This is a genomic window from Streptomyces sp. NPDC050534 (assembly GCF_044457745.1).
Taxonomy (GTDB): domain Bacteria; phylum Actinomycetota; class Actinomycetes; order Streptomycetales; family Streptomycetaceae; genus Streptomyces.
In genome coordinates, this window is sequence record NZ_JBITHF010000015.1 from 24,095 (window position 1) to 40,851 (window position 16,757).

The window sequence follows — 16,757 nt, forward strand, 5'->3', positions numbered from 1 at the left end:
GGGGGCATGCCTGGCACCGCACCCACCGACCGCCCGCCCGGCCGGGAGACGGCCGCGCTGGTGACACAGGTCGTCGAAGAGCTGGCCCGCCAGTTGCAGCGGGGCCAGGACACCGTTCCCGGGCCAACGGAGTCCCGCGACATCAGGGGCGAGGCTCGCAAACGCGCCCTGGTGCGCCTCAGAGCCCTGGCCCGCGTCCGGCAGACCGTACGGGATCTGGAGGACCAGGCCGCACAGGCCGCGGCCGAGAGCGGTGCCGGCTACCCGGAGATCGGCCGCGCCGTGAGCATGAGCCGCCAGGGAGCCCGGCGCCGCTGGCCCGGCCTGATCACCAACACACACCGTCCAGCCCCCCATCCCACCCCCCGGAGCTCGTGACCCATGGCTGCCGCCACCACCCGCCCCTACGACGTCCTGCTGGTCGAGGACGACGTCGCCGACGCGATGCTCATCCAGGACGCCCTCGCCGAGCGCGGCACCCGCCACCTCACCCAGGTCCCCGACGGCATCGCAGCCCTCGACTACCTGCGCGACCCGAACAACGCACGGCCCGACCTCATCGTCCTCGACCTCAACATGCCGCGCATGAACGGGCGCGAGTTCCTCGCCGTGGTCAAGGAGGATCCGGACCTGCGCACCATCCCGGTCGTCGTTCTGACCACGTCCGCAGCCCCTGACGACGTCACCGGCGCCTACCACCACCACGCCAACGCGTACGTGACCAAACCGGTCAACCTCGAGGAGTTCGAGGAGGCGGTCCGCAGCATCGACGCCTTCTACCTCGACATCGCCGTCAAGCCCCCCAGGCCGTAAGCCCGACCCGGAGCCCCAGTTCGCAGTCATGACGCCGGCCGCCACCCTTGATGAGCGGGGGAGGCTGCTTTTCGGCCTGCGCGAGGCTGCCCGTGATTGCCCTCGGCCCGCCACTCATACCGCGATGGTGGGGCGCTCGGGCGAGGACCATTTCGCCGACGAGTGACGCGCCGAGCGTGCGGTCAGGGCGCACGGGCCCCGCGGACCACACATCTGTGATCCGACTGCCATGAGGGGCGCTTTTGCGGGTAAGCGAGACGGAAGTTGGTTGCTTGTGAGCAAGGGCGGAGCGTATGCATCGAATGGCGGGGGACGGCGAGCGGGAAGCGCTCGTCGACGATGTCGTGTCGGTTTCCAAGGCGTTGGAGGGCGGTGAGGACATCGCTGCCGCCCGGGATCTGGCCCGGTCGTTCCTGACGGATGTGCAAGCCGTTCACGGACTGCCCGTGTCCGGCCGGGTGATGGGCATGGTGCAGCTGGTGGTCAGTGAGCTGGTGACCAATGCCCGCAAGTACGCGCCCGGGCCCTGCCTGTTGACCCTGCAGGTGGAGGACGGGGCCGTCGAGATCAGCGTGTGGGACAGCAGCACCGCCTTGCCCGCAGTCCTGGCGCCTGACCCCGGGCGCGTGGGCCAGCACGGACTGGAGATCGTGATGGCCGTGTGCCGGAGCTTCCAGTTCCAGCGGGAACCGGTGGGCAAGCGGATCAGCGCGGCCGTGGTCCTGGCCGACGATCCGGGCGGAGACATTGCGGGCCGCTGGCTGTGATCAGCGGCTCCGTCTGGTCGTGACGATCTGCCTCAGCCGTTCATGTGTGGGGTTCGGCTTCTCCGAGATGCCGTCGCGGGCGAAGTGGCGTCCGGGCGGGTGCCCGCCGGGCCGGCCGACAGAGATGTGCTGACGAGCTGGCTCAACCCGACCTCGGTGCTGGGTGGTGTCCTCGCCGTTGTCACTGGCGCACATCGGCCGCTGTCCACCTGTGCGCGGACCCGGCCCACGGGAGCTGCGCGGAACTTTGCGCGGCGGGCCGTCGTCGCCGAACTGACGCCTGAGGGCCACCGGGTCGGCATGAGCACGGTCGGCCACCTGCGTCGCCGCTACCAGGCGGAGGGCTTGCTGGGCCTGGTGGACAAGCGTCAGAGGCGGGTGAGGTCGTAGCGGCCAGGTTCAGTTCGCGCAGGTGACGCAGATGATGTTGCCGCCCCTGTCACGCGGAGGGTTTGTTCAACATGGATCGTGCCCTTCGCTCGACCAGCACGGGAATGAACTCGCGAACGGGCCGCTCGCTGAACGCAGCGTGTGCCTTGGCTACGACCGTCTCGACCTCGCCGGCACTGTGTGTGGCGCTGAACGCGATCTTCAGGCGTTCCGCGACGCCACGGATAGCGTCCTCTTCCCGGTTCTTGTCAGTCATTGCGCTACCTGCCCGAACGGTGCTCCCAGCTTCCGCTCAGATTCTCGCGCGGGAGGGGGACCGGTTGGTGCTCATTGCACGCCGTGAGCGGGGCGTCGCCAGGAACCGGCCATGCCTGGTGAGCCTGTAGAGCAAGGCTGGCCAGGGTCATGAGCAGGTGGACGTCCTCATTGCCCTCGAGATGGAGTGTGATCCACTGGGAGCCGGGCACGACACGTACGGCCGCCGAGCGGGCGAGATGGTCTTGGAACCGCCGGATGGTACGGGCCGTAAGGTGCAGGTCAGCGTCGCTGTCGGAGTGAAAGTGGACGATCTCGCCATGGGGTGAGCAGAGTGCCCGACCCACACCGCAGCTCGGCTGGGCCTCGGTGAGGTCGGGCCAAGTCGCCAGTTGCGTAAAAGCACGCGCGGCCAACGTCATGCGCCCATCATGGCCAGCACACCGCATCGCCACCAGAAAACGAGCATCCCGTAACGCGGCCGCGGCACCGGAACGACCGATGTTGTTCGGTAAGCACTGCCAGCACCCCCCGTTCAGTCGGCCTGCGCTTTCGAGGGTCAGCCGGAGGTCGCCCTCGTGGAGGCTCGCCGGCGTGGGATGCGCAGGCGACGGCTGTGGTCTCGCACGGTGACCGTTCGCGGAGTGGCGCATCCTCGGCTCCGGGAGTTGGTGGAAGGCTTGCAGCATGGCCTTTCGACCGTGGCTGGATTCGAGGCGTTCCTGGCGGCAGGGTCATGCGCCCGCGCTGGTCGTGATCCCGCTCGGGTTGATCGTCACCGTCTGCGTGGTGGATGTGCTGGCGCCGCCGGACGTTCACCTCGGGCCGCTGCTGGTGGCGGCGCCCGCGATCACGGTTGCCTTCGCCGGCGCACGGGTGACCGCGTTGATGGGGGCGCTGGCGGTGCTGGCGCAGGTGCTGATCGGTGTGCTCAGGGGGGCCTTGACGACCGCGAACGTCCAGGCCCAGATCGCTGCTCTGGTCGTTGTCTCCGCCGTGTGCGTCGTCCTTTGTGTGGTGCGGGATCGGCGTGAACGGCAGTTGCATCGGGTGCGCTCGGTGGCCGAGGCGGCGCAGAGCGTGCTCTTGCGGCCACTGCCCGCGCATACGGGTGCGTTGCGCATCGCCGGCCTGTACCTGCCCGCCGAGGAGGAGGCCGATCTGGGGGGAGACCTGTACGCGGTCGCGCGGACCGCCGATCACAGCACCCGGCTCCTCATCGGTGATGTACGCGGCAACGGCCTGGCCGCGATCAACAACGCCGCGCTGCTGCTCGGCGCATTTCGTGCGGCCGCCCATCGGCAGGCCACCCTGCCCCGGCTCGCCGTGCACCTGGACGCCGCGTTCCGCTGGGACACCGCCCAGTGGCGGTCTCCGGCGGAGCAGGACAACGACGAGGACTTCGCCACCGCCATACTGCTCGACATCCCCGACCACGATCCGGTCGTCCACTTGATCAGCTGCGGCCATCCGCCGCCACTTCTGCTGCGGAACGCTCACCTCGTTCCGCTCGTGCCCGAGGTGAGCCACCTGCCGATCGGCTTCGGCGGTGTCTTCGGTGCGGGCACCTACGACGTGCAGACGTTCTCGTTCGAGGTCGGCGACGTGCTCCTGCTGTACACGGACGGCGTCATCGAGGCACGCAACGCCGAAGGAGTCTTCTACCCCTTCACCGAACGGGCGTCGCAGTGGGCCAAGGACGACCCCGACGAACTGCTGCGCCTGCTCCAGGACGACCTGTTGGCACACGTCCACGACCACCTCAGCGACGACGCGGCCGTGGTCGTGATCCGCCGTCTGGCAGCCTGATCCCGGCGAGCAGGACGTTCTCGTGCGGATGCGCGGGTCCCAGGACAAGATCGCGGACGCGATCACCGCATTCGCCGGGACCATGACGTTCGTGTATCTGCACGCGGCCTGGTTCACGGTGTGGATCGTGTGCAACGAAGGAGTCGTCGGCGACAGGGCGATATGGGACCCGTACCCCTTCGGGCTGCTCACCATGATTGTCAGCCCGGAGGCGATCTTCCTGTCCACGTTCGTCATGGTGAGCCAGAACCGCCAGGCCGCCCGTGAGAACGTCCGCGCTGACCTGGCCTTCGAGACCAACGTGCGCTCGGAGGTGTGGTCCAGCCACATGGGCCGCGCCCTCGGCGTCGACCCCTTGGAGGTCGAGCGCCACGTCCAGGAGATGCTCGCGGAGGACCGCGCCCGCCTGGACGGCACCGCCCGGCCTCCGACGAGAGGTTGACGGCCGCGGATCCGAAGTGTTGTCCCCTACGCGGACCGTCGCTGCGTGCACGCATGGAGGCATGTCCTCGGCCTGAGCGTCACCCTCGGCGCCGAGTTCGCGACCGCCTCTGGCGCCGACATGCTCCGCTGAGCGCCTCGCCGGCTCGGCGCGCTTAACGCGGCTGCGGACGGCGAGGGCCGCCAGGCCGGGCAGGACGGGGCGACCAGTCGGGAGGCCATCTCGGTGTGGGTGCCGGTAGTGGACAGAAGCTGGTCTGCGAAGCGGAAGACCAATGAGTCGAGCGGGACGGTCAGTCCTCTTCGGAAGCGCTCGTTGGTGAACCGGTTCCCGGTGGGGGCGGATCCTTTGAGCAGCGGACCGAAGGCGACTCCGTCGGTTGGCGCCGAGGGTGGGTGGTCGGCCCACCCCCTGGCCCTGGATCAGCTGCAGTGCCGGAGTCCTCGGCCGAGGCGTTGCCGATGGTGCCGCCCCAGGCGACCCAGGAGTCGCGGCCGTTGACGTAGACCGGATGGCCGCCGAGGCCGGGGTGGCGCGGCGAGGGCGCCCCTGCTGATGTGTTCGACGAGGTGTCGTGTGGGTCAATGCCATTGGGACGACTGGTTGTTGCCGTCCACACGTGGTGAGACCGGGGAGCGCACACGAGGGTTGTGGGCCGTTGTGGCGCTGTTCTGTCACCCGTGTCACGACGGCCGTTACCTCAACTGAGGGCGCTTGTTCTTCCCTGTTGACGCCTGCTGGCACCGAAGCCAGCGAGGCGGCTGGCCGTGTCCATCCCCGCACGCCCCTCGCCCTCACCCCGGACCGCTACGAACCCTGGCGCGACCCGAGCTGATGGCGATGTGCGGCGACCTCGACCGACAGCATCGGCACGCCGCTGGCGGAGATGTAGCGGGCGACGGGCCCGTCGAACAGGTCGATGTGGCCGAAGATTTATCCGCCGCCGTGGCAGAACAGCAGGGCCGGGCCCGGGGCCGCGCCGATCTTGGCGTACCAGAGCATGGTGATTTGCGCGTCGTCGGCGGCGGTCGCGTGGTGCTCGCCAGTGTTGACGTCGTCCGGGATCGGTTGGGCCGTTCCCACGGCGCCGATGATTGGCTCCCACAGGGCGCGCCGTGCCGCGATGTCCCCCACCGCCGGTGGTGTGGCGTCCGCCATCGCGCCTGCCATCGGGGCCGGCGCGATGGCGGTCTCGGGGTCCCTGCTCAGCGCCATGGCCTTGTCGTTTCGGCGGGGGAGCGGCGTCAGGCGGCGGGCGGGACGACGATGACCTTGCCGTGCACCGCGCCTTCAGCGGCCCGGGTGTGGAGCGCCCGCAGTTCGGCCAGCGGCACCCGCTCGGCGACGTCGACGCGCAGCTGTCCGCTGTCGATCAGCGTCACCAGCCGCGACAGCTGTTGGGCGTCGCTGCGGACGAACATGTCGATGCCGCGCACGCCGCGCTCCTCGTCGGAGGGCGCGGGCATCCACACCGTGGTGTTCACCAGCACTCCGCCGGAACGGATCAGGCCGGGGAGCGCGGCCAGCTGCGCCGGGTCGATCGGTGCGAGGTTGAGTACGACGTCGACCGGCTCGGTCACCGCAGCGGTCACCTCGGTGGTGGTGTGGTCGATGACCTCGTCGGCACCGGCCGAGGTGACCTGTTCGCTGCTGCGCGGGCCGGCCGTGGCGATCACGTGGGCGCCGGCGTTCTTGGCCAGCTGCACGGCGTAGCCGCCGACCGCTCCGCCGGCGCCGTTGATCAGCACGCGCTGTCCGGCCGTCAGGTTGCCGTGGTCGAACAGCGCCTGCCACGCCGTGAGGCTCACGACGGGCAGGGCGGCGGTGTCGGCCAGCGGGACGCTCTTGGGTGCCGGCGTCAGAACCTCGGCCGGCGCGAGGACGTACTGCGCCGCCGCGCCGCTCCCGTCCATCGGCAGGAAGCCGATGACCTCGTCGCCGACCGCGATGCCGTCCACGCCCTCGCCCAGCGCGTCGACCGTGCCGGCGACATCGATGCCGGGAGTGTGCGGCAGCGTCACCGGGATGGGGCCTTGCATGAAGCCGCCGCGGATGTTGCCGTCGACGGAGTTGAACGACGTCGCGGCGACGCGGATCCGGACCTCACCGGATCCGGGGACGGAAAGCTCCACGTCCTCGTAGCGCAGGACGCTGGGGTCGCCGTACTCGTGGAAACGCACTGCCTTCATTTCGGTTCTCACTTTCACTACGATCCTATGTGCTTCGAATTCGAAGCAGCTGATGGCGACGCTACATCTGCTTCGAATTCGAAGCAAGTGGTGTCGGTCACTGCCGGTGCGAGCGCATGGCTGCAGCGAGTTCGGCGGCGGCCCGGTCTATGCAGGTGTGCAGTCGTCCCGCGCCGCTGTGAGCCGTGGCCTGCCACTCGGCGGGGCGGGCGACGACGACCGTGGGCACGGGGTCGGCCTGCAGGCCGGTCAGGCGCCTGCGTATGACCTGCGTGAGGTCGGGTGGCTGCCAGTGGGAGCTGCTGCTGAGCGCCAGCAGCACCGGCATGCCGGAGAGGACTCCGTCCCCGAGGATGGCGAAGAACGAGTCGAACACCTCGCTCGGGCATGAGGCGCGCACCGGGGTCGCCACCACCAGGCCGTCGGCCGCGACGACCGCCGCGACCGCCTCCCGCAGGTCGAGGCTGGCACGGCCGTGGGCGGAGTGCTGGGCGAGGTCGGTTGCAAGCCGGTGCAGCTCCACCACCTCCACCTCGGCGCGTGCACCGCCGGCCGCCAGTGACCGGCACACGGCCTCCGCGACCCAGTCCGCGAGCCGGCGGGTGAGACGCGGGTAGCCGATACCGGCGCTCACGACGGCCAGGGACGCCGGACTCCACGCGGCGGTTCTCATCCCGGCATCGCGCTCATGGATTCTTCCCTGCGGCCGGGCCGTGGTGCCGTCACCGGGGAGGACCCAGGACGATGTTGCCGGACAGTTCCGCGGCCTCGGCGAGCAGCTGCGCGGGGATCTCGAAGCCCTCCGGGCGTGGGTCACGAAGGTCACGGCCCGCGTGGCGGAACATCTTCTCCAGTCCACCTGGGGTCGAGATGAGCAGGAGGTCCGCCTTCTCGGAGGTGATGCGGTAACCGTGCGGGATGCGCCGGGGCAGGAAGACGATGCCGCCCTCCCGCAGCTCGTGTTCGTCCTCGTCGGCCCACACGAGCGCCGAACCGGACAGGAGCAGGAAGACCTCGTCCTCGTTGTTGTGGACGTGGAACGGCGGAGCCTCGCCCTTGCTGACGTCGAAGCGGCCGACGGTCAGCTGGCCGCCGGTCGCCTCGGCGTCGAGCAGGACGCTGAAGACACTCCCGCCGATCCACTCGAGCTGCTGCTGGTCCTCGCGTTGCGCGAGATGGGGGATGCTCATGGCCGATCCTCGGGATCCGTGGGCGGCGGCGCCGTCCTCCTGCTCGCAACCCTGCGCCGCACCACTGCCCGATCTCCATGGTCCGCGGTGCTCAGTCGGGTCCAACGCGGTCCACACACGGCGCTGCACACTCTTCGAATTCGAAGCAGTAGACTCCGGTCATGCCTGATTCGCCGCCGTCGCTCGACCCCGTACAACTCGGCGCGTACTTCGACCTCATCGAGGTGACCAGCCTGCTCCGGCACGCGGTCGAGCAGCAGCTGCGCGAGAGCGGCGATCTCAGCTACGTGCAGTTCCAGCTGCTGGCCCGCCTCGGCGACTCACCGACGGGCAGCCACCGCATGACCGACCTGGCCGACGGCGTCGTCTACAGCCGCAGCGGCCTGACGTACCAGGTGGGTCTGCTCGAGAAGGAGGGCCTGGTCGTCCGGGCTCCTTCGCCGGACGACGAGCGCAGCATCACCGTCACCATCACCGACGCCGGGCGCGTGCTGCTCGGGAAGGTGCTGCCGGGGCACGTCGAGGTGGTCAACAGCCTCCTGTTCGAGCCGCTTTCGCCTCACGACGTCAAGGCTCTCGCCGGCCTGCTGGCGCCGGTGCGCGACCACATGCGCTCGACACCGCCTCGCTCGGCCACGCGTCGCCGCCGCAAAGGCCGGGCATGAGAACGCGATGCGGGCCACGCGGAAGGGGCGGCGACCTGTCCCGGTCGGACGCTGAGTCGTCAGCTCGGTCGGCGGGCGAACTGGGCTGGTGTCGCCTGGTACTGCTTCTTGAAAGCGCGGATGAAATGGCTGCTGTCGGTGAAGTGCCACAGCGCGGCGGCCTCGGAGACGGTCAGGCGTGATCCGGGGGCGGTGAGCGCCGTCGCCGCTTCCTCCAGGCGCCGGCGGCGGATGTAGGCGCTGAAGGACTCGTCCAGACTCGCGAACGCCCGCTGCAGCGTGCGGACGGAGACGTGCAGATGCGCGGCGATCGCGGCCGGAGAGAGATCGGCGTCGGTGAGCCGGGCGTCGGCCAGGTCCTTGGCCGCTTGGGCCAGCGCCGGGGTGAAGGTGGGCTCGCGGTCGTCGAAGTGGTCGCGGACCACTCCCTTGGCCAGTTCCAGCATGGCGTTGCGGGACGCGTGGGCGGCCACCGGGCTGAGCTCGCTCACGGTGCGCTGGACCATGCTGGTGTGCGCCATGAGGATCTGCACCGCGGGCGAGGTGGTGCGGCCGGCGCGTGGTTCCCCGGCGACCAGGGACCGCAGGGCGTCGCCGGGAAAGATGAAGATGCGGGTGCCGATCTCCGGCGTGGTGTGGAAGTGGTTCTCCGTCACGACGTGATGCACGAAGTAGGTGCCGGCCGAGACGTACACGTCACCTCCCCTGTCGTGCGGGTCCTGCAGGGCCACTGCGCCGCGCAGCCCGACGTACAGCCTGATTTCGTCGTGCTCGTGTTTCCCGACAGCCCGGGTGCTCACGGGGGAGGAGCCCCAGAGTTCGTTGACGGCGGTGTCCTGCAGGGTGACCGAGCGCATCGTCCCCTGGAAGCCGTCGACCGTGGAAGCGCTGAATTCCGGGAGGGGGTACAGGTCTCCCATGCGGTCGTTCCAGGTGTCGATGAACGGTTCCCACGTGCCCCGGCCGGTTCCGGTGGAGCCGGCGTCGGCGGTGAATGTGCCCACCTTGTGGCCCGGACCAAGGGAACGCGGCCTGCTGCGCATGTGTCCTCCGCACCGATGAAGATGTCGCCGGAATCCCATCTGGTGTCGCAAAAGTACACGCTTTCTACTTGCAGCCGTTCCTAGTCTTGGCAGCGTTTGCACCGTCAACGATCTACCGCCTGCCGGTGGTACCCGGCGCCACCCGGGACCGACGTTCACCCGGCAGACCTTTGAGGAGAGGACCGCGATGATCCCCGACGACGATCCGTCCCGCTCGCTGACGGTGGCGAACCCCGACGACCCCGGCACGACGTACGTCTCGCTGGTGGGCAACACGTACGCCATGCTCGTCACCGGCGAGCAGACCAACGGCCGTTACTGCCTGATCGACATGCGCGTCCCCGACGGCGGCGGCCCGCCGCCGCACCGGCATGACTTCGAGGAGATGTTCACCGTCCTCGAGGGCGAGATCGAGTTCACCTTCCGCGGCGAGAAGCACACCGTCGGGGCCGGGTCCACGATCAACATCCCGGCCAACGCGCCGCACAACTTCCGCAACGCCTCGGGTGCGCCGGCCCGCATGCTGTGCATGTGCACCCCCGCGGGCCAGGACGAGTACTTCCTGCGCGTCGGCGATGTCGTCCCGGGCAAGGACGCGCCGCCGCCGCAGCTGTCGGCGGACGAGCTCGCGGAGCGTCGCCGTCGCGCGGTCGAGCTGGCCTCGACCTACCGAAGCGAGTTCCTCTGAGCGCAGGGCCGGCAAGCCCGGTCCTACTGTGGTCACGGAAGTGGCCGGGCTGGCTGTCCTGGAAGTGGTGTTTTCCAGGAGGTTGGGGCTACTGCCTGGCCATGCATGTCCCGCCGACCGTGGGGCATGACAGAACCAGGAAGGAGCCTGCATTGGGAGCGGCGGGACTGGCGGGCCGACTGGCGGCGGCACGAGCCAGTGCGCTGGTGGGCAGGGAGGCGGAGCGGACGGTGCTCGACCGGATGCTCTCGGGCGCGGCGGACGCTCCGCTCGTGGCGTACATGCACGGCCCCGGCGGCATCGGCAAGTCCTCGCTGGTGCGCTACGCCGCCCGGCAGGCCGAACTGGCAGGCCGTCGCGTGGTGCACGTGGACGGACGGTTCCTCGACGCCGATCCGCGCCGGCTCGAGGAGGGCGCGGCCCCGGCGTGCGCCGCACCCGGCACGGTGCTGCTCATCGACACCTTCGAGCAGTGTCAGCCACTCGAGGCGTGGCTGCGCGAGACCTTCCTGCCGCGGCTCGCCGACCGTGCGGTCGTGGTCGTGGCCGGCAGGGTCGCCCCCGACCCCGAATGGTCGCTGGACCCCGGGTGGGCGCAGCTGTTCACCGCACTGGCCGTGCGGCCGCTCGACACCGCCCAGTCCCACGCCCTGCTCGCCGCCCGGGGTGTCCCCGCCGAACAGCGCGGCGCCTTCGTCGCCTTCGCCGGAGGCAGCCCACTCGCCCTCTCGCTGGCCGCTTCCGTGTCCCCGGCCGCACTCGGCGCACCGTGGGAGCCGACCGGCGACGTCCTGACGACCCTGCTCGAACGGCTCGTGGGTGACCTGCCCAGCGCCGTCCACCGGCGCGCCCTCGAGGTCGTCGCGCAGGCCTACGTCACCCGCGAACCCCTGCTCCGCGCTGTGCTGGGCGACGAGGACACCGACACGGTGTTCTCCTGGCTTCGCCAACTGCCCTACATCGAGGCCACTCCCGAAGGGCTGCACCCGCACGACGCGGTGCGGGCGACCCTCGAGGCCGACCTGCGCTGGCGGGACCCCGAGCGCTACGACGACGTACGCGTCCGTATCTCGCTCGCCGGCCTGCACGCCGTGCGTGGGGCCGCCGCCGACGACGCGCTCCTGCGGGTCGCGGAGTGGATGTTCCTCTTCCGCCACAAGGGCGGACTGGACGATCTCTACAACTACCGGACGCACCCGCACATCGAAGACACTCCGCTCAGGCCCGAAGACGTGCCGGGAGTGCTGCGCATGACCGAGGAAGCAGAGGGCCCGGTATCGGCGGCAGCGGTCGCGCACTGGGTGCGCCGCCAGCCGGAGGCATTCCGCGTCCACCGCTATGCGGGCTCCTCCGCACCCGTGTCGTTCATGGCCATTCTGCGGCTGGACGCACCCCTGCCGGAGGACTGTGCCGAGGACCCGGTGATCGCAGCAGTCTGGGACCTTGTGGAGGCGGCCGCTCCCCTGGGGCCGGGCGAACACCTGGGCATCCGCCGCTTCGCGGTGCAGTCCGGCGGGCACCAGAGGCCCTCGCCACTGATGGAGCTCATCAGCCGGCGTGCCATCGGTGAGGAGATGAGGACCCACGGACGCGCGGTGACCTTCACCGTCTTCGAGGACGCCGACCGGTGGGGGCACTACCTCGCCGAGGCCGGGATGCCAAAGGTCGCGGCCGTGGACGTCGGCGGGCGGCGATGGCACGTCTTCGGCCGGGACTGGCGACGGCAGACGGTGGAACGGTGGGTGCAGCACCGGGCTCGCGCAGTGGTCACGCCCGTGGCGACATGGCCCGCGACCACCGCCACGGGTGGGCCGGGCGACCAGTCGGCGCGCGCCGCGTTCGCGGAAGCCGTGCTCGAGGCGCTGCGCACCTGGCACACACCCCGTGCCTTCGCGACCAACGCTCTGCTGCACTCCCATCTCGTGCCGCCGGGATCAGTCGACCCGGCCGCCGACCTGCGCCGCGCCATCATCGCCGCCCTCGACGCGCTGCAGACCGACCCCGCGGGCGTCAAGGCCCACGAGGCTCTCACCGCCACCTATGTCACAGCCTCCCGCACCCACAAGGCCGCCGCCCGACGACTCGGGGTGCCCTACGGCACCTACCGGCGCCACCTCGCCCTGGCCAAGGAACGCCTCACCGAACAACTGCTGCGGCAACCGGCCACGCCACCGAGCCACACCACGGATTCCCGCAGAAGCAAGGGCCATCCGTACAAGGAGGGGACTGTCGTAGAACCAAGCCGCCGCGGCGCGGGTCAGGCGGGCAGTGCAGGGCCGGAGTTGGCGAGGTAGCGGTCGGCGGCCTGCAACGGGGTGAGCCCGTCGACGTTGATCAGGGCGTCGATCTCCTCGACTCCTTCGTTGCCCAGGCGAAGACGGTCCAACCCGGCAACTGCGTGGGGGTGGATGCGGTCCAGTGCAGCCAGGCTGACGATCGGGCTGGCGTTGTCCACCGTTCCCAGCAGGCCTTTCGGGTCCTCCAAGGGGCGCAGGCCGTAGAGGCGGTTGAGGTACTGCGGGCGCCACAGCGGTATGACGAACCACTCGCCGGTCGCGAGACCGCGCTCCACGCGGGAGATGAAGCTGGACTCAGTTCCTGGGCTGAAGGTGTAACCCACCCGGTCCAGGCCGTATTCGCTCACCATCCGGGCCGAGAAGCGGCTGATGCCGGCCCCCGGGTTTATGCCGTCGATGACCGTGGTCATCCTCTCGACCACTTCGGGCCGTGCCAGGTCCGCGACCTCCCGCACGTTCTCGATGGGCATGCTGGGCGGCACCGCCCACACGCAGTACGGCTGGTACTGGCGAGTCAGCACCCGCACCCGGTCCCGGTAGCGGGAGAGATATGTGTCGTGGCTCGAAGGCAGCCACGCGGATACCAGTACGTCGATGTCGCCGTCTTCCTGGAGTCGGAACAACTGCTCGTGCGGGGCCTCGACGCTGTTCACCGGGTGACCGTGGGCCTCCAGGACGCGACGCGTGACCGCTGCCACGGCCCGGTGGAAGGACAGGGCGATGTTGCCCACGGTGATGGTCGATTCGAAGGAGGGGCGGGACATGGTGGCTCCTTGGCTGTGGCTGTGGCTGCGAGCTGCGGTTCTTCGGCACGCTTCGCCAAGCGTCCGGACCGTCCGACCACTTCGGGGCATCAGGTGCTCGGCATGCCTTCACGCTGCAGCGTCGCGCGCCATGAGCATGTCGTCTCTGAGCTCACGGAGAGCGGACGGACAGGTGCGGTTCAGGCGCGCGTGATCAGGACGCATCTCGCCCAGACCGTCTTGCCGGTCGGGCGGCGATATGTTCCCCAGGCGTCGACGAGGGAGTTGACGAGAGCGAGGCCGTATCCGCCGTGCGGGCCGCGTCGGTTGGGCGCGAGGACGGCGGGCGACATGCTGCTGGTGTCGTCGACTTCCACGGTGAGTGTGCGGCCGTCCCAGATGAGACGCATTTCCAGGGCACCGCCGGCGTGCCGCCAGGCATTGGTGACGAGTTCGGTGGCGACGAGGGCCGCGGTGTCCGTGTTGTCACGGCCCTCGGAAGCGAGGGACGCGCGGACGCCGAGACACTGGGTCATCTGGTGCACAGCGGCTCGGGCGCGGCGGCCGGGGACCGGGTGGCCCCTCAGGTGAATGCGCCGGGAGAGTGGCGGATGCGTACCGGCATGGCAGGGTTGTCGGGGCGGCGGTGTCGGAGTCATGGGGGTCACCGTTGGAGTGCGAGGGCTGGAGTTCCGGTAACCGGGTGCCCTGCCCGCCCACTGTGCGGGCAGGGCACCAGCCGGTGGGTGCGAGTCAGGCGGGATGGGTCTGGACCGTGAGGGTTTCGGTGGTCTCCACACCCGTTCTGCGGTCGTGCAGCCATATGGCGGCGAAGGCGAGGACGCAGAGAGCGGGGAGGATGCTGACGGTGGCGAAGGCGTACGCCGCGCCGCGAGTGTCGATCATGTGACCCATCCAGGGCAGGGCGATCGCGGTGGCGAGCATGCCTCCCGATCCCATGAGGGCCAGGACGAAGGAGCCGCCCCTGGGGCATCGTTCAGCTACCACGCCGAGCATGGTGGGCCAGTAACGGCCGATGCCGAGCGCGAAGACGGCTGCAGCCGCGTACGAGGCCACAGCACTGTGGGCATGGGCGAGCAGTTGGAGTCCGGCGGCGGCGAGCACCGAGGACACGGCCAGGACGGCAACGGGGCCGACATTGCCCAGCAAGCGGCTGCCGAAGGAACGGGCGGCGAACATGATGCCGTTGACGAACGTGAGGACGAGAATGCCGGAGGCGCCCGCGAGTTGCCCGAGGGTGTCGGGAATCCACTGATTGGGGCCCAGTTCGGTGGACGCGGTAAGAAACATGCAGGCCAGCAGGACCAGGAAGATGGGCCGGGTCGCGGTGCGGAACATCTCCCGGTTGCTTACCGCGGCGGCGACTCGTTCGGTGGGAGGGAACCGCAGCGGGAGTAGGACCACGCCGTAGACGAGGACCGAGAGGATGATTGCGGCGAGTTTCATGCGCCAGTCCAGGCCCGCGAGGGTGAAGCCGTAGCCGACGAATCCGCCCGCGATCAGACCGCCGGCGAACCACGCGTGGAACGCGTTGAGGCGCCGTGTCTTTTCCCGTGGATAGAGGGAGGCCACGAGGGGGTTGGCCGCGGCTTCGATCAGCCCGTTACCCAGGCCGACCACGAGTGTTGCGGTGAACAGCATGGTGAAGCCGGGGGCGGTGATCGTGAGGCCCAGCCCGGCAAGCTGGGCGATGAAGGCGAGAGTGAGGATCTTCCTGGCGCCCAGGGCGTCCACCAGGAGGCCGCCGCCCAGGATGGCGCCGACGTAGCCGTAGAAGGCCGCCCCGGCGATGAGCCCGAGCTGGTAGTGGTTGAGGGAGAAGTGCTGCCCCAGCGTGCCCATGATGTCGCCGCGTACGGAGAACGTCATGCCGGTGGCGGCGAGGGCGATGCAGCTTCCGACGAACAGCCGTCGTACATCGAATGCAGCGGCTGTGGTCGCCGCGGATCTGGGAAAGCGACTGAGCGCGGTCATGGCGGGCTCCGTGTCCGGGAGAAAGGGGTGAACGTGGGGGATCCGCCGGGGCGCGGAGGGGAGGCCGGACCCCGGCGGAGGTGGCGGGAGCCCGTTCAGGCGCCTGCGCCCACCTGGGCGAGGTGGTGGCGTAGGACGTCGGCCGACTGGGCGGTGTAGGCCTCGTAGAGGTCTTCGGGAAGCACGCCGGAGGCGTGGTCGCGCAGCCACTTGATCATGCCCTGGCTGAGGGATGCGTCGGCGGCATCGGCGATCTGCCGCTGGGAGAGTGGCGTGCGGTCGAGGGCGGGCATGAACTCAACGGACAGGTGGCCGTCGTAGCCCACCGCGAGCAGTTCGCGCAGCAGCGCCGTCCAGTCGATGGCTCCGGACCCGGGCGGCAGCCGGTTGTTCTCGGCGACATGGAAGTTCACCAGCCGGCCCGCGCAGCTGCGGATGGCGGCTTTCCAGTCGGCTTCCTCGATGTTCATGTGGAAGATGTCCAGACAGATGCCGCACCTCTCGCCCACCTCCTCGGCCAGGCGCAGTGCCTGGTCGGCCCGGTTGATGAGATAGGTCTCGTACCGGGTCAGCGGCTCGATGGCGAGCCGGACGCCGTGGTCGTCGGCATGTTTGTGCGCCTCCCGCAGGGCAGCGACGTACCAGTCCCACTCCGCCTGCGCGTCGGCCATCGGCACCAGCTTGCCGACCGTGCAGGGCACGGTGACAAAGGTGCCGCCGAGCGCTGCAGTGAGGGCGATGGTCTCGGTCAGGTAGGTGAGCGCGGCCTGCCGGACGAAGGGGTCTTCGTGGATCAGGTCGCGGCCGCCCATGAACAGCGCGAGGCCGCCGGCGCAGAAGATCCCGTGCTTTTCGAGCAGACGCGCGGTCGCCGCGAGATCGGTGCCGCGGGGGTCGGCGGAGATCTCGATGGCGTCGTAGCCGCAACGGGCAAGCCGGGGGATGGTGACCTCCAGCGGCTCCGGGCGCATCCAGTTGTGCATGGACAGGCGCATGGTCATGACGCACCCCCTGGCGCGGTAGTGGGTGAGGCGGGCTGCGCCGCGGTGCCGAGCAACTCGACAGTGACGAAGCGGAGCGTGGTGTCGCCGTCGTTGTGCAGGTCGTGTATCACCGGCGGCCCATCGCCGTAGGCGAAGAACTGGGTCTCACCGACGGTGTAGGTGCGGCTCTGCCGTCGCCATCCGCTCCTGGTGAGCTGCCACTGCAGGGCTGTGCCCGGCTCGGTGCAGGTCCAGAAGTAGTTCAGGGCGTGGCAGTGCAGCGGCGCCCGCGCACCGGGCTCGAGATGGACGTCCCAGACGCGGACAGCGCCGTTCTCGAACAGGAGACGAGTGCCGACCTGCCGGTTGAGATGCGCGTGCGCGACCTCGCCGTCGGGGGGCCCGTCGTGCGCGAGGCCGTGGTCCGTGGTTGCGGTGCTGTGATGGTTGCCCATGGCTCGAGAATGGCCCGACCTGCACCGTAAGTC

Annotated in this window: 20 protein-coding genes; 8 read left to right on the forward strand and 12 right to left on the reverse strand. The window is 69.7% G+C overall.

Going from position 1 to position 16,757, the window contains the following annotated elements; all coding sequences use genetic code 11:
* The first annotated feature begins 6 nt into the window (after positions 1-6).
* The 3 genes from ACIBN2_RS37920 (at position 7) to ACIBN2_RS37930 (ending at position 1,580) form a co-directional block, all read left to right on the forward strand.
* Positions 7-378 carry a hypothetical protein gene (locus tag ACIBN2_RS37920; protein WP_399141500.1) on the forward strand — a complete coding sequence of 124 codons (372 nt, stop codon included), beginning with the start codon at positions 7-9 and terminating at the stop codon, positions 376-378.
* A 3-nt stretch (positions 379-381) separates the two neighbouring features.
* Positions 382-813 carry a response regulator gene (locus ACIBN2_RS37925; protein ID WP_399141502.1) on the forward strand — a complete coding sequence of 144 codons (432 nt, stop codon included), beginning with the start codon at positions 382-384 and terminating at the stop codon, positions 811-813.
* A gap of 302 nt (positions 814-1,115) precedes the next feature.
* Complete coding sequence (locus ACIBN2_RS37930) at positions 1,116-1,580, forward strand: ATP-binding protein (protein ID WP_399141825.1); 465 nt, start codon at positions 1,116-1,118, stop codon at positions 1,578-1,580.
* Between the two features lie 439 nt (positions 1,581-2,019).
* Here the strand turns inward: ACIBN2_RS37930 and ACIBN2_RS37935 are convergent, their stop codons facing one another.
* Positions 2,020-2,226 carry a three-helix bundle dimerization domain-containing protein gene (locus ACIBN2_RS37935; RefSeq protein WP_399141504.1) on the reverse strand — a complete coding sequence of 69 codons (207 nt, stop codon included), beginning with the start codon at positions 2,224-2,226 and terminating at the stop codon, positions 2,020-2,022.
* Positions 2,227-2,230: 4 nt separating this feature from the next.
* A complete protein-coding gene (locus ACIBN2_RS37940; RefSeq protein WP_399141506.1) occupies positions 2,231-2,914 on the reverse strand; it encodes a luciferase family protein in 684 nt (227 codons plus the stop codon).
* On the opposite strand from ACIBN2_RS37940, the gene ACIBN2_RS37945 reads away from it, so the two are divergent.
* Positions 2,913-4,034 carry a PP2C family protein-serine/threonine phosphatase gene (locus ACIBN2_RS37945; protein WP_399141508.1) on the forward strand — a complete coding sequence of 374 codons (1,122 nt, stop codon included), beginning with the start codon at positions 2,913-2,915 and terminating at the stop codon, positions 4,032-4,034. The genes ACIBN2_RS37940 and ACIBN2_RS37945 overlap by 2 nt on opposite strands.
* A gap of 28 nt (positions 4,035-4,062) precedes the next feature.
* On the forward strand, positions 4,063-4,476 hold the full coding sequence (locus tag ACIBN2_RS37950) for a DUF1003 domain-containing protein (RefSeq protein WP_399141509.1): 414 nt from the start codon (positions 4,063-4,065) through the stop codon (positions 4,474-4,476).
* Between the two features lie 933 nt (positions 4,477-5,409).
* Here ACIBN2_RS37950 and ACIBN2_RS37955 read toward each other — a convergent pair.
* From ACIBN2_RS37955 to ACIBN2_RS37970, 4 genes are all read right to left on the reverse strand, one after another.
* Positions 5,410-5,691: a hypothetical protein gene (locus ACIBN2_RS37955; protein ID WP_399141511.1), complete on the reverse strand. Its 282-nt coding sequence runs from the start codon at positions 5,689-5,691 to the stop codon at positions 5,410-5,412.
* A gap of 29 nt (positions 5,692-5,720) precedes the next feature.
* Positions 5,721-6,665, reverse strand: coding sequence for an NADP-dependent oxidoreductase (locus tag ACIBN2_RS37960; RefSeq protein WP_399141513.1), 945 nt, complete (start codon positions 6,663-6,665; stop codon positions 5,721-5,723).
* 97 nt (positions 6,666-6,762) lie between these two features.
* Positions 6,763-7,338, reverse strand: coding sequence for an NAD(P)H-dependent oxidoreductase (locus ACIBN2_RS37965; protein ID WP_399141515.1), 576 nt, complete (start codon positions 7,336-7,338; stop codon positions 6,763-6,765).
* 49 nt (positions 7,339-7,387) lie between these two features.
* Positions 7,388-7,855, reverse strand: coding sequence for a cupin domain-containing protein (locus ACIBN2_RS37970; RefSeq protein ID WP_399141516.1), 468 nt, complete (start codon positions 7,853-7,855; stop codon positions 7,388-7,390).
* A gap of 161 nt (positions 7,856-8,016) precedes the next feature.
* On the opposite strand from ACIBN2_RS37970, the gene ACIBN2_RS37975 reads away from it, so the two are divergent.
* Positions 8,017-8,520 carry a MarR family winged helix-turn-helix transcriptional regulator gene (locus ACIBN2_RS37975; RefSeq protein ID WP_399141518.1) on the forward strand — a complete coding sequence of 168 codons (504 nt, stop codon included), beginning with the start codon at positions 8,017-8,019 and terminating at the stop codon, positions 8,518-8,520.
* Positions 8,521-8,579: 59 nt separating this feature from the next.
* Here the strand turns inward: ACIBN2_RS37975 and ACIBN2_RS37980 are convergent, their stop codons facing one another.
* The gene (locus tag ACIBN2_RS37980; RefSeq protein ID WP_399141520.1) at positions 8,580-9,563 is read right to left on the reverse strand and encodes a helix-turn-helix domain-containing protein; all 984 of its coding nucleotides are present in this window, start codon (positions 9,561-9,563) and stop codon (positions 8,580-8,582) included.
* Positions 9,564-9,750: 187 nt separating this feature from the next.
* Between ACIBN2_RS37980 and ACIBN2_RS37985 the strand changes: the two genes are divergently transcribed.
* Positions 9,751-10,251: a cupin domain-containing protein gene (locus ACIBN2_RS37985; protein WP_399141521.1), complete on the forward strand. Its 501-nt coding sequence runs from the start codon at positions 9,751-9,753 to the stop codon at positions 10,249-10,251.
* Positions 10,252-10,403: 152 nt separating this feature from the next.
* Positions 10,404-12,545 carry an ATP-binding protein gene (locus ACIBN2_RS37990; RefSeq protein ID WP_399141523.1) on the forward strand — a complete coding sequence of 714 codons (2,142 nt, stop codon included), beginning with the start codon at positions 10,404-10,406 and terminating at the stop codon, positions 12,543-12,545.
* Here the strand turns inward: ACIBN2_RS37990 and ACIBN2_RS37995 are convergent.
* The 5 genes from ACIBN2_RS37995 to ACIBN2_RS38015 all read right to left on the reverse strand — a co-directional run bounded on the left by ACIBN2_RS37995 (position 12,509) and on the right by ACIBN2_RS38015 (position 16,724).
* Complete coding sequence (locus tag ACIBN2_RS37995; protein ID WP_399141525.1) at positions 12,509-13,312, reverse strand: glycine betaine ABC transporter substrate-binding protein; 804 nt, start codon at positions 13,310-13,312, stop codon at positions 12,509-12,511. The genes ACIBN2_RS37990 and ACIBN2_RS37995 overlap by 37 nt on opposite strands.
* Positions 13,313-13,491: 179 nt before the next feature.
* The gene (locus tag ACIBN2_RS38000) at positions 13,492-13,950 is read right to left on the reverse strand and encodes an ATP-binding protein (protein ID WP_399141527.1); all 459 of its coding nucleotides are present in this window, start codon (positions 13,948-13,950) and stop codon (positions 13,492-13,494) included.
* A 94-nt stretch (positions 13,951-14,044) separates the two neighbouring features.
* Positions 14,045-15,286, reverse strand: coding sequence for an MFS transporter (locus ACIBN2_RS38005; protein WP_399141529.1), 1,242 nt, complete (start codon positions 15,284-15,286; stop codon positions 14,045-14,047).
* A gap of 95 nt (positions 15,287-15,381) precedes the next feature.
* Positions 15,382-16,287 (reverse strand): sugar phosphate isomerase/epimerase family protein, encoded by a 906-nt coding sequence (locus tag ACIBN2_RS38010; RefSeq protein WP_399141532.1) that lies wholly within the window; start codon positions 16,285-16,287, stop codon positions 15,382-15,384.
* A complete protein-coding gene (locus tag ACIBN2_RS38015; RefSeq protein WP_399141533.1) occupies positions 16,284-16,724 on the reverse strand; it encodes a hypothetical protein in 441 nt (146 codons plus the stop codon). Before ACIBN2_RS38015 ends, ACIBN2_RS38010 begins: the two co-directional genes overlap by 4 nt.
* Positions 16,725-16,757: the final 33 nt, after the last annotated feature.

Excerpts from the sequence above, each read along its gene's own strand:
- ACIBN2_RS37975 (WP_399141518.1), top strand. The coding sequence starts at position 8,017 with ATGCCTGATTCGCCGCCGTCGCTCGACCCCGTACAACTCGGCGCGTAC.
- ACIBN2_RS37955 (WP_399141511.1), bottom strand. The coding sequence starts at position 5,691 with ATGGCGCTGAGCAGGGACCCCGAGACCGCCATCGCGCCGGCCCCGATG.
- ACIBN2_RS37920 (WP_399141500.1), top strand. The coding sequence starts at position 7 with ATGCCTGGCACCGCACCCACCGACCGCCCGCCCGGCCGGGAGACGGCC.
- ACIBN2_RS38005 (WP_399141529.1), bottom strand. The coding sequence starts at position 15,286 with ATGACCGCGCTCAGTCGCTTTCCCAGATCCGCGGCGACCACAGCCGCT.
- ACIBN2_RS38015 (WP_399141533.1), bottom strand. The coding sequence starts at position 16,724 with ATGGGCAACCATCACAGCACCGCAACCACGGACCACGGCCTCGCGCAC.
- ACIBN2_RS38010 (WP_399141532.1), bottom strand. The coding sequence starts at position 16,287 with ATGACCATGCGCCTGTCCATGCACAACTGGATGCGCCCGGAGCCGCTG.
- ACIBN2_RS37935 (WP_399141504.1), bottom strand. The coding sequence starts at position 2,226 with ATGACTGACAAGAACCGGGAAGAGGACGCTATCCGTGGCGTCGCGGAA.
- ACIBN2_RS37945 (WP_399141508.1), top strand. The coding sequence starts at position 2,913 with ATGGCCTTTCGACCGTGGCTGGATTCGAGGCGTTCCTGGCGGCAGGGT.
- ACIBN2_RS37995 (WP_399141525.1), bottom strand. The coding sequence starts at position 13,312 with ATGTCCCGCCCCTCCTTCGAATCGACCATCACCGTGGGCAACATCGCC.
- ACIBN2_RS37980 (WP_399141520.1), bottom strand. The coding sequence starts at position 9,563 with ATGCGCAGCAGGCCGCGTTCCCTTGGTCCGGGCCACAAGGTGGGCACA.
- ACIBN2_RS37970 (WP_399141516.1), bottom strand. The coding sequence starts at position 7,855 with ATGAGCATCCCCCATCTCGCGCAACGCGAGGACCAGCAGCAGCTCGAG.
- ACIBN2_RS37940 (WP_399141506.1), bottom strand. The coding sequence starts at position 2,914 with ATGCTGCAAGCCTTCCACCAACTCCCGGAGCCGAGGATGCGCCACTCC.
- ACIBN2_RS37965 (WP_399141515.1), bottom strand. The coding sequence starts at position 7,338 with ATGAGAACCGCCGCGTGGAGTCCGGCGTCCCTGGCCGTCGTGAGCGCC.
- ACIBN2_RS37985 (WP_399141521.1), top strand. The coding sequence starts at position 9,751 with ATGATCCCCGACGACGATCCGTCCCGCTCGCTGACGGTGGCGAACCCC.
- ACIBN2_RS38000 (WP_399141527.1), bottom strand. The coding sequence starts at position 13,950 with ATGACTCCGACACCGCCGCCCCGACAACCCTGCCATGCCGGTACGCAT.
- ACIBN2_RS37925 (WP_399141502.1), top strand. The coding sequence starts at position 382 with ATGGCTGCCGCCACCACCCGCCCCTACGACGTCCTGCTGGTCGAGGAC.
- ACIBN2_RS37960 (WP_399141513.1), bottom strand. The coding sequence starts at position 6,665 with ATGAAGGCAGTGCGTTTCCACGAGTACGGCGACCCCAGCGTCCTGCGC.
- ACIBN2_RS37950 (WP_399141509.1), top strand. The coding sequence starts at position 4,063 with ATGCGCGGGTCCCAGGACAAGATCGCGGACGCGATCACCGCATTCGCC.
- ACIBN2_RS37930 (WP_399141825.1), top strand. The coding sequence starts at position 1,116 with ATGGCGGGGGACGGCGAGCGGGAAGCGCTCGTCGACGATGTCGTGTCG.